Below are 14,036 nucleotides of genomic sequence, written 5' to 3' on the forward strand. Positions count from 1 at the left end.
TTGGCACAGTGGGCAAGGCCGAGTATCGCATGGTGACGGACAGGATCGGCGGTTCATCAAGGGGTAGACGTCTACGCGACGCTCGCGGCGGGAGAACCGCCAGTCAGATGGTCGGCGAAGCCTGCGGGTGTCCCTGAAGGCCAGCAGGCGGTTGAATCAAGGCCATCTCCTCAAGGAGGAGTTTGGGCAGCTTCGGACCTGCGAGCGGGAAGGCTTGGCGCGTCGCTTTTTCGAGAACTGGTTCGCTGTACTGAAGCGACAAGGTCTGAAGCCCTACAGGAAGATTGCCGACATGATCGACCGGCATTGGGATGGTATTGTGGTCTACCGCAAGTCAGGGAGCAACATCGCTTTAGGATTCGTCGAAGGAATGAACAACAAGATCCGCGTCCAGAAGCGGCTGGGTGACGGCTTATGCGATGAGGAGGACCGGTGCCTGAACGTCCTCACCTGTCTGCTCGATCCCATACAACAGCTGGCTGAAATCGTCCGCTCGGGAAAGAGAAGACCATGGAAATGACGCAGAAGTTGTAAGAGTGGGACATAGTTATCGATGGGTAGCTGAAGCAGAAGCCAAGCTTCGCTCTAGCTCTCATGGTGGATGTAGTGAGAAGTCTGGATTGCCTGAAGGACTAGAAACGATGCGTGCACGATGCGGATTGAGTCAGGGAAAGGTCGGCGAAACTCGACAGGGACAGCAAGCTTAGATCGCTTGCTCGTGAAATAGTGCCAATTCTACCGCCTCTCAGGCCACAGGGGGTTCTGAGTGTATTCAGTGGCGAATTAGAACTCAGCGCCGATATCTGTCGTCTCACATCAACATGAGTCGAGGTCGTCAGCGCTTGGAGATAGACCGTCCCCAAGAATTTAGAATTTCTGAAGTCTCCAATATCTAGAGTCATAGCCCTGCCTCCGAGCTGTAGAAATCATGAATCGCTCAGATTGTTCATCCGTCCGCGCAGGAGGCCACTGTTGCCCGTCTCTCCGCAATAATCTGCTACGGAGGATGGATGAAGCTGTGGAGGAATTTGGAGCGGCTGTCCTCCGACCCGTCGGTCATAGACTATTGGAGGCATGCCGAAGTCTTGGTGTAGGAGGACGCGCTTCCAGCCTTCGTAGTCATCGACTACTACGGCGGAGTAGGCTCGACGAGGTTTCGTGAAGAAGCACCAGGGACCACAGATGTCCGTCCTCTCCGCAGTAGTCTGTTACGGAGGATAGATCAAGCCGTGGGGATCCACCTCAGTAATCGCTGATCGGTCTCAAGCACACCATGCAATTCAGGTTGGGCTAGATCCAGGTCCTATGAGGAGATGAAATCTTGTTGGACATGTCCAACAAATCACTTTGGTTCTCTCCAATCACGTCACGTCGCACGGATTTGGCCATGGATCTTCTGAACCGAACAGACTAAGCGGCTTCAGCTACTCAGCCCTCCAATCAGGCGGACTCCAGCTGGTCATCGCAAAGGCTCCTTGTGGGAAGAATCGAGTGTTCATCGCGCACGGTGCGGTAACAGGTCTCCACCTATGCCAAGGAGGGTGAGATAGTGAGATAGGATGTTATGTAGAAAACGATCTCCACGCCGACAACCGCGTGGTCGTGATCGATGAAGCTGATCTGGTGCTGCCTCAGAAACGGTTGCACAATGACTTCACGCTGATCATCAAGGCGATCAAAATCTACCGGGCTGCCGTGCAAAGGACCTCCGTGGAATCCGTCCATGATTGGTATTGGTTGGTTGACGAGATGGTAGAGGAGGGCTACTGTCCACCTTATCCATGCACCAGTCCTATTGCAGTACCGCGAACTGAATCACGACTACGATCACCACGACACGCAGTGATTGGCACATCTCCTCTGTCTGGCCTGCTCCCCACGGGATACATTTATCCGAAAGCCGAACGGTCGATCCGTCTCAACCTTGAGCCATGAAGGGAGTGGCACCACCTGGCAGTGAGACATCCTGGCGTGCATCGTGTGGATATGACCGAGGACTGACGATTGCCTGGGACAGTGCCAGGGGACGGAGGACACGTGTTAACTGGTCCTCTTCGCCTTGATCCTGATGAGGACTGCTGCAGCTCAGATCAGAATCGACACCGCCGACGAGGACAACCGGGATGCGACGAAGTCAGATCCTCGGCAGGGCAAAAAGAGACAACGTCTTCTGGGACCTCCGCTTGACGCATACAGAGGGCACGATGGGCCATGCTCTCTTCAGGGAACCTTCGAGATGGGCGACCCCTTTAGACATGAGAAGGGGGCAGGCTACTTCTTGATGGATTTGCGGGGACGCCCATGCGGGCGCAGTGTGGACGCGAGGCCGAGCCTGGCGGGTATTCTTGCTTGCCAGTCTGCTGAACTGAACGGCTGCTGACGATTCATGCAGGTACGAAGGGCGATTAGGTCAGTCTGCGAGAGTGGCGGGTCGAGTGAGAACGGCTCTTCCGTCTGGACTGAGATGGGGAGGGGATTGGTGAGCGCTGGGACGTGCAGATGTGACCAGCGTCACTCTCGAGCGTGATCGACTAACTTGGCACGCGCAGGATTAAGTAGGATATCGCGCAGGACGGGGAGCAGATGGTTCTCTTGTTGAATGGGAAAACTCTTGAAGCGACCTTGCCAGACATGGCCATGACTGCGGTAGTGCCGATGGTAGTGCCGGACATGACTGGTCATCCACCGCTGCGCGAACGGGCTGAGGGTTGTCTTGGTGGCTGGCTGCACGACCGGATGAAAATGATTGGGCATCAGACACAAGGCGAAAATCTTGGCGGGATGTCGGGCGTTTGCTGCGTTGAGCAGATCGAGAAAGGCGGCATGGTCGGCGTCCTTCTGAAGGACGGCGGCTCCGCCGTTGCCACGGTTCAACAGGTGAAAGGCGTGGCCAGCGCTGGATCCGCGAGGAATGTAAGGCATGAGGCGTTCACCATGGAAGGCGGTGAGCCAGAAAGGCAGGAGAAAAGTAGCCCCTCTTTTTTTGTTCAATTCAGCGATCGTTGATTGGAATCAATCGCACTATGGCATTCCGGTTGGGCTAGACCACGACATCGTGAGGAGATGAAATCTTGTTGGACATGTCCAACAAATCGCTTGGTCCTCTCCCATCGTACCACGCATCATGAACTTGGCGATGGCTGCTTTGAACCGAACAGACTAAGCGGCTTCGGCTACTGAGTCCTTCAATCGGATGAAATCCTGATGATCGTCTCGAAGGCTCTTCATATTGAGGATAGGGTCTGGGTCCTGCGAGACGCGGCGACGCATCTCCGCCGACAGCGAGGAAGTTGTGATGAGATATTATGGGGAATCGATTTTCATGACGCCAACAGCGTGGTCGTTGATGGGGTGGACTGGGTTCTGTATCAGAAGCGCCTGAGTAATGACCGCTCACTGCCTCATGGTCCTCAATCTCTACCTGGCCGCCGTGCAGATCATCGCCGTCGAATACACCTTTAACTGATATTGGGTGGTTCATGGGCTGTTGCGTGATCAGGTGCCGTTCGAGTTGTCCCGTGACTTTTGTTCGTTTCAATGGATGAAGGGCGGAGCTTGGAGCTTGCCAAGGGATGAGGGGTCGATGCTGTACTCCCCATGAGTCTCTACTTCAGTATCTCTCTTATCACAGATATGGGGAGTGAGACGCCTCGACTATGAGCCATCAAGTAGGAGGCGCTCTATGGCAGCTAAAATCCTGTTCCGTTCTCACATAGAGGTTGTCGAAGATCGACGGTTGTTTGGGGCAGTGAATGACAGTGGCGGGAGGACGTGCGAAGCCTGCTCATCAATGGTTTTGATCTGGTTGGTAACGGGTGCGACTCAGCTGAGAGCCGACACTACCGACGACGACAACCAGGGTGCGACGAAGTCACGCGCTCGAAAGGCAAGGGGAGGCGACGTCGTTTGAGACCTTGTCCTGTTTGCAGAATGTGGGGGCACAATGGATTGCACCCTCTTGACCGGAGCCTTCGAGATGGGCGACCCCGTTCCCCCTCCATTACCTAACGTTGGCGGTGAGCGTCGGGCCATAGGCCCGCCCTCATAATCGGCGGTTGCGTCATACAGCTGTGTTCCCGCTTTCTGAGATGAAGCGATGCCTGCTGAATGTTGTGCTTGTTGGCCTGCAGCGCGGGTTTCTGTGGTACTCCAATCGGAGAGACTGCTTGGTCCTAAATAGGGATCGCAAACGCACACCTCCCTACAATTTTCATGATGACTCCTCCTGCTGTTGGATGAACGGCTTGTTAAGTATCAGGGCTTAAAAAGCAAACGAAATCCCCCTCCATCTTCGCTAGAATCCTGCCACACCACAGATCTTTGTATTTTCCTCCTCATACTCCATTCGCTGTCATTGTGACGGCTGTGGTGTCAGGTAGGGCTGTTACTTACATCCCACGGTTCGGATGGAAGCCGATCCCTTGATTGTTTGCCCACTAAAAGTTATTCCCGTAAGGGAGACGGAAGTGATCCCACATACAATGCCGGTGTCTTGCGTGCGGAAGTGTACGACTAAGTCTGCCTTGCCGTCTCTGTTGACATCCTCCTTATGAGCCCGTCCATGCGTCTCTCCAGCTCCAGCGGGCCCGAATTTCACTGAAGCAGGGTCAACGGTGGTGGCATCGAAGGTGTTCGTCGAAAGGATGGCCACCGGGATCACCCCCTTGCTCTTGGGATTGATGCTGCTTGCATTTGGGAAGCTCCCGGGATGAATGGCAATCTGGACCGTAGTCATAGCCTTACACTTGCCGGCGCTGCCTGCGTTGTAGATGGCCAGGATTTCCGAATCATCGAGGGCTCTCCCGACGAACAGCTCTACTTCGTCGATGCGGCCATTGAGAAAGAACCCACGATCATCGAATGAGCCAGGGGTGTCATTAGGACTCCCCCGATGACCGAACTTGAGCGAGGAGGTTGAGTCCACATTGCCCGAACCAGCCGCAGAAGCAACTGCAACTCCGTTGACGAAAGCAGTAAAGATGTCAGCTTGACGACGTAATGCATAATGAATCCATGTATTGGTATTCGAGACGGCGCCGAAGTCGATATCTGGAACGTCCCGCCCGAAGAACCGTACAATGTTTTCAGAAAGCTTGGAGATGCACCAACCTGTGCGGGTCGATGGGTCAAAGGTTTCAACATACTTCTCCACGAGTATTTGTTCATCGGCTAAACTGTTGAAGTTGACCCAGAGGTCTAGCGTGAAGTCCCCGGTGCCTAAGTTCAGCGCAGGATCCTGTGGTACCTCGATGAAATCTCCGGCTCCGTCAAGGACAAATGCACCATCAACGAAGCCCGGCCCGGTGGTCGCATTGTCGCGCAGCAAGGCGTTCCTGCCGCCGACGATGTCGTTGGTATTCCCATCCCCCGGCCACCAGCCGGTCATGCCCGGGGGTGGTTGAATGCAGACTTGTGCCCCTACGGGGCTGATTGCGACGAGGAAGTAGAGAAGGACGAGTCCTCCACCAAGTAACGTTTCGAACCGCTTGCTCATGGTTTTCATCACTTCCTCCTTTTTGTCCCCCATCGATCTTGGAAAAAGCAACGAACGCTAGGCGCCAGGCAGCTCAAAGCCGAAACGAAGCGGACCCTGGAAGCCGTCGCCTAAACACCGTTGTTCGGTCCAGCTCCTGATTCACCATTCAAGATTGCTTCATAGCCTTTGCCATCGTGGCATAGACGTGAAGCATCGATCTGGCCGCGACTTCCGCGTTCTACTTGAAGGTAAAGGCGGCGGTACGCCCTGCTCCACCATCATTAAGGTTGAGGCTCATCGTTCGACACTGACCTGCGTAGCTCTTGAGTGTCTTCCAATTGAACTGCCAGTAGCCGTTACCCAGGTAGTGTACTCCTGATGAAGCCGTAGATGTCTCAATCGCACCATCCCTGCCGGGAGTGGCTCGCCCCTTTGTGACCCCACCGCAACTACCGGGTGTAGCATAGGAGCTGACGCTGACGAAGCTATTTGGATCTTCGATTGGCGTCCCGTTCCCGTCGGTGAGCCGCCATTTGATCGGAATGGTTTGACCAGCCTTCGCGGAGTTTGTCGAATTGTTCTCAATCGGCGGGAAGAAACCACTGAAAGTATAGTAAATGTTGTAGCTACAGGTTTTTGTCGCTTGAAGACCGTTGTTATTCACCGCAACAAAGGTGACCAGCTTCGTGCCCAAGGAGCTGGTATCTACTGAGCCGCTCAGCGTACTGGCGTCTGTGTTAATGCCCGATTCCTGGTCCTCAGCCGTAATGGGTCCGACTGATTGCACTCCCCTGTTGAGTAAGAAAGGACCACCCGCTGGGCAGTCGCCGAAGGTCGGCGGTGTGGTGTCGGGCATCGACGAACCAACGTCCCATTCGACGACGAAACGGGGGGTAACGATTCCAGAATAGGAAGGGAGGTCATTCCAGTGTGTTCCGTTGTGATGGTACTGCAGAACCTCTTCAGTCGTATCATCGGAGGTGCCCCACCCACCACTGTAGGTGTTGTTGGGTTCTCCACCATCCCATTTCGTGTACGCCCACGGCTCACCGGTGATCCACTGCCAGCCTCCCTCGGGCTCTGAGCTGCCGGGAAGCTGTTGCCCGCCCAGCCAGGCCCCTGCTGTGCCGCCAAGCTCTGTCGTGGCAAACGTATTCTCTGCCTCAGATGTGATCGTGGCCAGGTGGCCATGGACACCCATGAACTCCATTCCCTCGGCCAAGACTTTCGCCTGCTGCCAGCTCGTGACTTGGTTGACAACCGCATAGTAGTGTCCGTTTCCTGACCACTGGGTCTGTGCAGCGACCGAACCCGCTCCGAAGCTCGCGGCGAGGCAGGCGGCGAGCAGGCAAGTGAAGATGGTTCCTCCTCTGGAACACATCGTGGTCATTGGTTTTTGGGCTGGTTTCATTGCCTTTCTCCTCCGTGCCGAACAATGTTTAGGCCGACCCGCATAAGCGCGGCATCTGAATGGAGTGGGGATCATCTCTTTCTGCCTGACTGCGTTAAGTTGCATTGACTGCCTTCTCACGTATCCCGTTCACTGCTCGCCACTTACCTCTTCCCGTTCCGGCTCGATTGCCGACTGTTGCTCGATGATGGCCATCGCTTTGGCCCGCACCACCTCGTCTTCGTCGTCCAATGCGACGACCAGAGGATCAAGCGACGCTTTTGGTCCCTGCTGCGCCCAGTGGTCCAATGCACGCAGCCGCACAGAGGCGTCCGGCGATTCCAGCTCCTTGAGGATCGACTCTGGCAGGACCAGATGCTCCGGCAGCGTAGTCGGCTGGTCGCGCGTATCCGGGAGCGACTGCATGGTGGACGCACGAGGTGTCGAGCTGGCCGCCGAGGACAGCGGAACTGGCTCTGCGCCAAGCCGGGTAACAGTTCCAGCGGACGACAGTCCTGGCGCTATGCCTGTCCCACTCTCCTTGCGGGATACTTCTTCCGACGGTGCCGGCCCACAGCCGATCAGAGCCGCGAGCAACGTCATAGCCAGGAGTAGGCTCAGACTGTTGGAGCCTGAGACCGGATCTGTCTCGGCCATCGGGGAGTTCAGATCAGGACGACCTGCCGCCCTGACTCGGTGCGATCGGATGGGCCTGCTTATGCGGAAGGACGTGAGTGCAACGAGAAGGTTGCGGGAGAGGGTGATTCGTCTACTGGTGTCAGGCTGCATGGCGCCCTCCACCTGACTAATCGCCGGTGCGGCTTTGCCGACATCGAGAGGAGGACTCTGATCGCACGTAGTACACCTGATTGTCAAGATGGCTACGAAGTACTACGTAAATGTATGGAGAAGTGAAAGTAACCGGGAGTCTTCTCGGGCGGGCATACGCCGGACATGATCTGTTAGTTTCGGTAGCAATTCCTCGTCGGGTCATCCGGCGGGGAGTTGGCCGCGCAGTTGGGGCCATGGGCCGTGGAAGCCGTGATCACGCCGGTGCCGTTCGCCACACCGGTGAGGACACCGATGGATGACACTAATGCTGAATTTTGAATGTTGAATTGAAGAGAGAGAAGGTCAGATACGACGAGGACAGGGCCACGTTCTGTTCGTCAGTGAAGTTGCTGATGAGTTCGAGCGTCGAGCCTCGGATTGCCATCGGACAACCGTTCAAAGGCTTGCGTCTATGTCGATGGTACGATAGAAGTCAACCGAGAGGAGCTGATGAAAACGCTGCAAGAAATTGAAAAGGCGATTGAATCCTTGCCGCTACCCGATCGGCTTCGGCTCTACAAGGACATGCCGCTGTTGATCGGTAGGGATGTTGAGGATCTGGACTGGCAGCGATTGGCTCTCGATCGTTTCTTCCAAGACGACTCTCCAGACGATCATGTCTATGATCGCGTTTAGGGTCGGCGACATCGTCTCGGTGGAGTTTCCTTTCTCTGATTTCCAAACCCATAAGCGTCGGCCAGGGCTGGTGCTCTTCAGCGGCGACGTGGATCTGATGGTTGCCCGTGTGACCACACACCCGCCGCGCGATCCAGCTGATGTCGCGCTCCTCCCCTGGGCCGAGATCGGCTTACCACGGGCGTCTACTGTACGCCGCACTAAGCGTGCCGCCATTGACCAGCGTCTCGTGCACCATCACATCGGGCATCTGCATGCGGAAGACGGTCGAGCAGTGGCAGATGCGTGGCATCAGATGGCGGTTAACATCGGGGCTGCACTGCGCGCTTAACGAGGGATCCAACACCGAGATTGGAAGTTGGGATTGGACCTTGAACCGTGCATGGCGCAGGTGAGCTGGTTCCATCTTGCCACTCAATGAGCCCAAGAGGCTCGATACAATTCTGCCGGACAATACGGATACGGCCTGGATGTGGGGGGCATCCGCATGGGTTCCTGCTTCTCCTGATCGTTTACAAAATCAGCGTCAGTCAAAGAGGTCGGCGTGTGTTCCTGTCCGTTCGAGAATGAGGAACGTGGCCTCAATTCTGTAGATGATGAGCCAGTCTGGTTGGACATGACATTCACGATGATGGTTCCGCTCGCCAGTGAGCGTATGGTCCCTGTTCTTGGGAGGCAATGGTTTTTTAGCCTGAAGATGATCAACGATGGCTTCGAGTTTGTCGATATCCTGGGAGCCTGTCCGATATTGACCTTTCTACTGCGTCGAAGGATGCACCAGCATCTGCTTCGTTCTCGACCTCGAAAAATCCTCAACGTATTCCAGCGAATACGCCTCCGGTTTTTCGTGGCCTGTGGCCTTGCATCTACCAGCGCCTACTTCGCCTCGTCACGAACGGCAATGTCGGACAGGCTCCTAACCGCGCTTTTTGGCAAGCTTGAGGTTTTTGAGAAAACGGCTGGTGGTTTTGATAAGAAGCAAGACTTAGGTGCCCGTACGGCCTCTGAGTGCGCGAAAGTTCTTGAATGACGGCAGTTTCTCGGGATGTTTCGCTTCTTCAAAGGCGTCCAGCGTATGAGCGTTTGGGATCATGAGAGGGAAGGGGATGCCCTGGTGGAGTTCAACTTGGGCATAGAACAACCGTATGGCTTCAGCTTCGGTAAGGCCGAGGCGGTCGAAGACTTTCATGGCTCGCTTTTTCAGGTCGGTGTCGATACAAGTGTTGATGCGGTCGGACATAGATAGATGTACAGTTTTTCTCATATTTCAGTTGTACGCAATTTGTCGTGCAAAGAGAAGATGTTTTATGCGACCGACGCGATGGGCGAGGGAGATGACTTCGTCGTCATCGGTCGGCGGCATCAACGGAGCTACAGCAACGTTTGGAGCTTACTCAACGTTTCCATGATCGCGTTGAGCGATGCGGTCCCTTTCTTCACGGCTTGGCGAGTCTTCCTATCAGGGTCCGACAATCTTCCTTGACCTTGTGCTCAACAGAGGTTTAGGCTAACAAGCAGCGAAGAGGTGCGTGATGAGACTTGTGGTTGCTAGTCTCCTCATCCCTTTCACCGTTTGCGCCAAGTATCGTGGTAGTCTCAGCGCCAACCAACCTGACCTCAATTCCATCGCGAATCCATTCGAGCCTGGCAGTTTCTTCTCATTGAAGAGCCTTGGGAACGAGCAAGGTCGTTACAGAAGCTCGGCCCATAATCAGTCTCCCGCCATCACTCTCTGTGCCACGGATGATCCCTTATTCTGCAATCGGCAAGGTCGTTCAAGGACCACCCTGAGAAGACATCACCGTGATCCCAAGTCGGTGAACAATCCAATGAAGGAGGGAATGTTATGTCTCGAAAACATTTCATATCCTACGCGCCCATCTGCTTAGCGTTCCTGCTACTAGGGTCACCGGCTATCGCCCACGATGCGGATCTCGGCGGGCCAAATACCCATAGGAATGTACCAGCTACGATTACGAAGATTGAATCGGGGCTGATGTACCTTGATATACAAGGGACTTCAGGCAAGAAAGTGGCACCGCGCTGGGTCAGCGTAAAGAAGGCGGAACGTATGGGACTCCACGAAGCCAAGGTGGGTGATGAAGTGATCGTGACGGTGGATGAATCGAATGTTCTGCTGGACATTCACGATCCAAGCCGTCCTATCCATCGTCATCGCGTTGTGGTTGGGAAGCTCGCCTATGCGGATCCGTTCTGGGAGGTCGTCGAGATCTATACTGGTGAAGGGTTGGAGTCGTATTCGGTTGACTCTTTAGCGGGCACCAAACTTGGTGCGCTTAAAGAAGGAGCCTTAGTAAGAGCAGAGTTAGACGAAGCGAATGTGATGATTGACATCCATCCCTACCACCGGCAACGCGAGCAGTCAGGTATTTCGCGCAACACGCAACCGAGGGCGCACGCGTCCAGATGATTGCAGCACGATCACGAGATCAACAATTGATAGAAAAGATGGCATCCCGTGTGTGTGTCTTTGTCCGCATCTTCTGCATGAGATAACATGTGGTGAGGCTTGGGTGTCGATTCTCAAGTCCCCTCCGAACGTGAGGGGTCATGAGGCTCCTAGGGTCCGTTCGCAAGGACCGACAAGGGAACGCCGATAATGACCAAGGGTGTCTGGGTGTTGCTCGCGATGACAATGCTTGTCGTGACAGGAAATATTGCCATGCTGTGGTACGTCCTGCAATCAGGTTTTAGTGCGACGGAACAGCCAGTGAAGCTCGAAGTCCTGTTCGCGCGTCAGCTCAGGCACCTGGCCATGCCCGAAGCCCAGAAGCAGATGAGAAACCCCGTTCCCGCCACAGACCAGGTTCTTGCAGAAGCCCGGGTTCACTTTGCGGACCACTGTGCGAACTGCCACGGGAATGATGGAAGTGGCTCTACCGTGATCGGACAGAACTTCTATCCCAGAACACCCGACCTGACTAAAGTAGAGACACAGTCCTTCTCGGATGGAGAACTGTTCTATATCATCCATAATGGCGTTCGATTTACCGGAATGCCCGCATGGGGGAAAGGCCGTCCCGAACCGGATCTCGATAGTTGGAAGCTGGTGCATTTTATTCGCCATCTCCCAAACATGACGAGCGAGGAACTGACAGAAATGGCGAAGTATAACCCCGTGAGCCAAATGGCCCGGGAAGAGCAGGAACGCATCGACCGTTTTTTGCAAGGTGAGGAGCTTGATCCACAGTCTCCTGCACACCACCACTAATTGAGACAGAAGGTTGACCAACATGGTGAAACGAATAGGTAGACTGGTCCTGATGATGACTACAATCTTACCTGGGATCGCCGCCGCGCACGGGGAAGGACTGCACGTCTTTGGCACAATCACCGCCCTCGACACTGCTGAGATTCAAGTTCTGACGACAGAGGGGAAGACAGTCTCAATCCCCACAGTCGCCGAGACAAAGTATCGGAATAAAGGAAGAGGGGGTGGAGGGAACGTTCCTCGGGTAGGCGATCGAGTTGCTATAGATGTCACAAAGAAAGACGGCAAATTGATGGCCACGGAAGTCCAATTCTCCTCCTTTGCGAAGCAACAGAAGCCGTGAACGAATGATGTTCGCTGGCAGGTGAGGACCTCATCCTCCTTCAACAGGTCCAGATCCTCTGTGAGGGCCGGTGGAGGACGGTGGTCACAGATGTCGAGTACCCGCACCCCGCCGATCGCCATTTTTATCTCCGGAGGACACTCCTCAATTAGGACCCATTGCTCACCACGTGGGGGGTGTGTCGATTGAGGGGTGGGGGAAGGCAGAAAGGGTCTCATCACGTAATCACGCATCTCTGAAGCGAACAGCCTGTCCAGTTGAGGGAGAGGGGGCTCCGGAAATTCGGACAGGATGATAAGATGATAAGTGGTAGCCTGGCTTCACCGACGCCACCGAGTGGTGGCGAACCAAAAGAGCGAGGCGATGAAACGAACGAGACGGAATCACGGAGCAACCTTTAAGGCACAGGTGGTGCTGGCCGCGCTCAAAGACGACAAGACCCTGGCGGAATTGGCTGAACAGTTCAGTGTGCATCCCGCCCAGATCACCGAGTGGAAGCAGCAACTGCTGGGCCGGGCTGCGGACGTATTTGGATGATCAAAATCACCATTGGATACCCCGGATCTCGAGACGCTGCATGCTACGATCGGGCAGCTGGCGCTCGAGAAGGATTTTTTAGACGGCGCGCTCATCAAGGCGGGCGTGCTGAGCGCAAAGCGATGATCGAGCGCACGCATCAATTGTCCGTCGGGCGACAATGCCAACTGCTGAAGCTGCTCGGTCCACCGCCTACTATCAGCCGAGGCCGGTTTCTGATACGACGCTGACGGTCATGCGCCGGATTGACGAGCTGCATCTGCAGTATCCGTTCGCCGGAGCCCGCATGCTGCGCGCTCTGTTAGGGCAAGAAGGCCACACCATTGGGCGGCGGCAGGTGGCCACCTTGATGCGACGGATGGGCCTCACCGCGATCTATCGCATGCCCCGCACCAGCCAGCGGCAGCCCGCCCACCGGATCTATCCCTCCTTGCTGCGCCAGCTGACGCTCATGCGGCCGAATCACGCGTGGGCGGCCGATAGCAGCTATATTCCGATGCAGCGCGGCGCGTTTCACGCGATCACGCTGTCCCGCACCTTCATGGATGCCGAGGGGCATCCAAAGAGCTCCGGCTCGTTCGGCAAGAACGACCTCTCCGCTGTCGCGACTGTGGTCGCTCAAGCGGAGCGATGGGTTCGTGAGCACACGGTCTAGCCGCCTCACGGCTGCCTCTGGTCTTCGGGCCAGGGGCAGCCCAACTTGCTGACTGAAGGGAACGATGCGACGGGCACTGGGACGTAACGCTGCGATGAGTCGCTCAGCGCTTCTCATGCTCGGGAAGCAATCCCTAAACTATTCCCCATCACTCGATTCATGCTCGGTTCCACATCATCGTATCTTCTCTTTCGGATCCTCTTCGCGCTGCTGATTGCGGCACTCCGTCAATGTCCTATCGCTCTGAAACAGATGCGTTCATCGGTCATCGTCGGTCGATCGGAATTGTTCTGCCATGGAAGGCCGGTGGCCTGCTGCGCACGGAGCGCCTGACGCAGCGTCCGCGCCAGCAGAGATCTGTCACGTTCGCCGCTGAGTGGTCATCCGCCCGTGCTGCTTCGGCAGTCCTCGCCCTGTCACCTCCGTTGTCCTGCCCTGGCGCTTCGGTTTCTGCGAAAGCGCCAGTTCGTTCAACATGCAGGAGGTGCCACCATGGCCAAACAATCCGTCAACCGACTTCCCGTTCCACAGTTCATTCCGCGCTACCGGGTCACGCTCGTCCCTGAGGGTGGTCACATACAGCGGAGTCAGTTCAGCTCGTTGCCATTAGTCGTCCCGGCCAAATTACTCAGCTGTCAGCAATTAAGACAACGCCGATGCCAATGAAACCCGCATGGAACAAAGGTAATAAGAATCTTGTGTGGTCCAAATATCCATCTTCTGAGTAAAGCGAAAGTCTTTTTAGGGTTTCATGACAATGCGATATACTTTAGTGCCCTGGCAGATGGGGAGTACATTGAACGTATCGCAATCAAGTAGGCTCACAGGCAGCAAGTGTGAAACGTTACATTCACGGCTACTGTACTGACACCTTCGAAAGTAGGGCCATACTGGCTCGCCGCTGTTCGTCACGACAATAGAATTTGCTCCACTCGC

General features: G+C 55.4%; 12 protein-coding genes and 2 pseudogenes. 9 read left to right on the plus strand and 5 right to left on the minus strand.

From position 1 onward, the window contains the following. Positions 1–97: 97 nt before the first annotated feature. Positions 98–520 (plus strand): annotated as a pseudogene (locus P0120_09060) (transposase). A gap of 2,063 nt (positions 521–2,583) precedes the next feature. Further along, positions 2,584–3,006 (plus strand): hypothetical protein, encoded by a 423-nt coding sequence (locus tag P0120_09065; protein ID MDF0674466.1) that lies wholly within the window; start codon positions 2,584–2,586, stop codon positions 3,004–3,006. A 1,378-nt stretch (positions 3,007–4,384) separates the two neighbouring features. Here P0120_09065 and P0120_09070 read toward each other — a convergent pair. From P0120_09070 to P0120_09080, 3 genes are all read right to left on the minus strand, one after another. Further along, positions 4,385–5,503 carry a LamG domain-containing protein gene (locus P0120_09070; protein MDF0674467.1) on the minus strand — a complete coding sequence of 373 codons (1,119 nt, stop codon included), beginning with the start codon at positions 5,501–5,503 and terminating at the stop codon, positions 4,385–4,387. A gap of 211 nt (positions 5,504–5,714) precedes the next feature. Then, a complete protein-coding gene (locus P0120_09075) occupies positions 5,715–6,887 on the minus strand; it encodes a PxKF domain-containing protein (protein ID MDF0674468.1) in 1,173 nt (390 codons plus the stop codon). A gap of 129 nt (positions 6,888–7,016) precedes the next feature. After that, positions 7,017–7,655, minus strand: a complete 639-nt coding sequence (locus P0120_09080; protein ID MDF0674469.1) for a HEAT repeat domain-containing protein — start codon at positions 7,653–7,655, stop codon at positions 7,017–7,019. A 492-nt stretch (positions 7,656–8,147) separates the two neighbouring features. On the opposite strand from P0120_09080, the gene P0120_09085 reads away from it, so the two are divergent. Together P0120_09085 and P0120_09090 are read left to right on the plus strand one after the other, a co-directional pair. Then, entirely contained in the window at positions 8,148–8,333 is a 186-nt protein-coding gene (locus P0120_09085; protein MDF0674470.1) for a hypothetical protein, read from the plus strand. Then, entirely contained in the window at positions 8,320–8,664 is a 345-nt protein-coding gene (locus tag P0120_09090; protein MDF0674471.1) for a type II toxin-antitoxin system PemK/MazF family toxin, read from the plus strand. Before P0120_09085 ends, P0120_09090 begins: the two co-directional genes overlap by 14 nt. Before the next feature lie 195 nt (positions 8,665–8,859). Here P0120_09090 and P0120_09095 read toward each other — a convergent pair whose 3' ends face one another. Further along, the gene (locus tag P0120_09095; protein ID MDF0674472.1) at positions 8,860–9,042 is read right to left on the minus strand and encodes a type II toxin-antitoxin system YafQ family toxin; all 183 of its coding nucleotides are present in this window, start codon (positions 9,040–9,042) and stop codon (positions 8,860–8,862) included. On the opposite strand from P0120_09095, the gene P0120_09100 reads away from it, so the two are divergent. Further along, complete coding sequence (locus P0120_09100) at positions 8,962–9,363, plus strand: hypothetical protein (GenBank protein MDF0674473.1); 402 nt, start codon at positions 8,962–8,964, stop codon at positions 9,361–9,363. The genes P0120_09095 and P0120_09100 overlap by 81 nt on opposite strands. Here the strand turns inward: P0120_09100 and P0120_09105 are convergent. Then, positions 9,319–9,522, minus strand: coding sequence for a type II toxin-antitoxin system RelB/DinJ family antitoxin (locus tag P0120_09105; protein MDF0674474.1), 204 nt, complete (start codon positions 9,520–9,522; stop codon positions 9,319–9,321). The two genes, P0120_09100 and P0120_09105, sit on opposite strands and share 45 nt — an antisense overlap. A gap of 657 nt (positions 9,523–10,179) precedes the next feature. On the opposite strand from P0120_09105, the gene P0120_09110 reads away from it, so the two are divergent. From P0120_09110 to P0120_09125, 4 genes and pseudogenes are all read left to right on the plus strand, one after another. After that, positions 10,180–10,764 (plus strand): hypothetical protein, encoded by a 585-nt coding sequence (locus tag P0120_09110; GenBank protein MDF0674475.1) that lies wholly within the window; start codon positions 10,180–10,182, stop codon positions 10,762–10,764. A 189-nt stretch (positions 10,765–10,953) separates the two neighbouring features. After that, positions 10,954–11,565, plus strand: a complete 612-nt coding sequence (locus tag P0120_09115) for a cytochrome c (GenBank protein ID MDF0674476.1) — start codon at positions 10,954–10,956, stop codon at positions 11,563–11,565. 22 nt (positions 11,566–11,587) lie between these two features. Then, a complete protein-coding gene (locus P0120_09120; protein MDF0674477.1) occupies positions 11,588–11,908 on the plus strand; it encodes a DUF5666 domain-containing protein in 321 nt (106 codons plus the stop codon). Positions 11,909–12,271: 363 nt separating this feature from the next. Continuing rightward, a pseudogene (locus tag P0120_09125) lies at positions 12,272–12,953 on the plus strand (IS3 family transposase). Positions 12,954–14,036: the final 1,083 nt, after the last annotated feature.

This window comes from Nitrospira sp. (genome assembly GCA_029194675.1).
Taxonomy (GTDB): domain Bacteria; phylum Nitrospirota; class Nitrospiria; order Nitrospirales; family Nitrospiraceae; genus Nitrospira_D.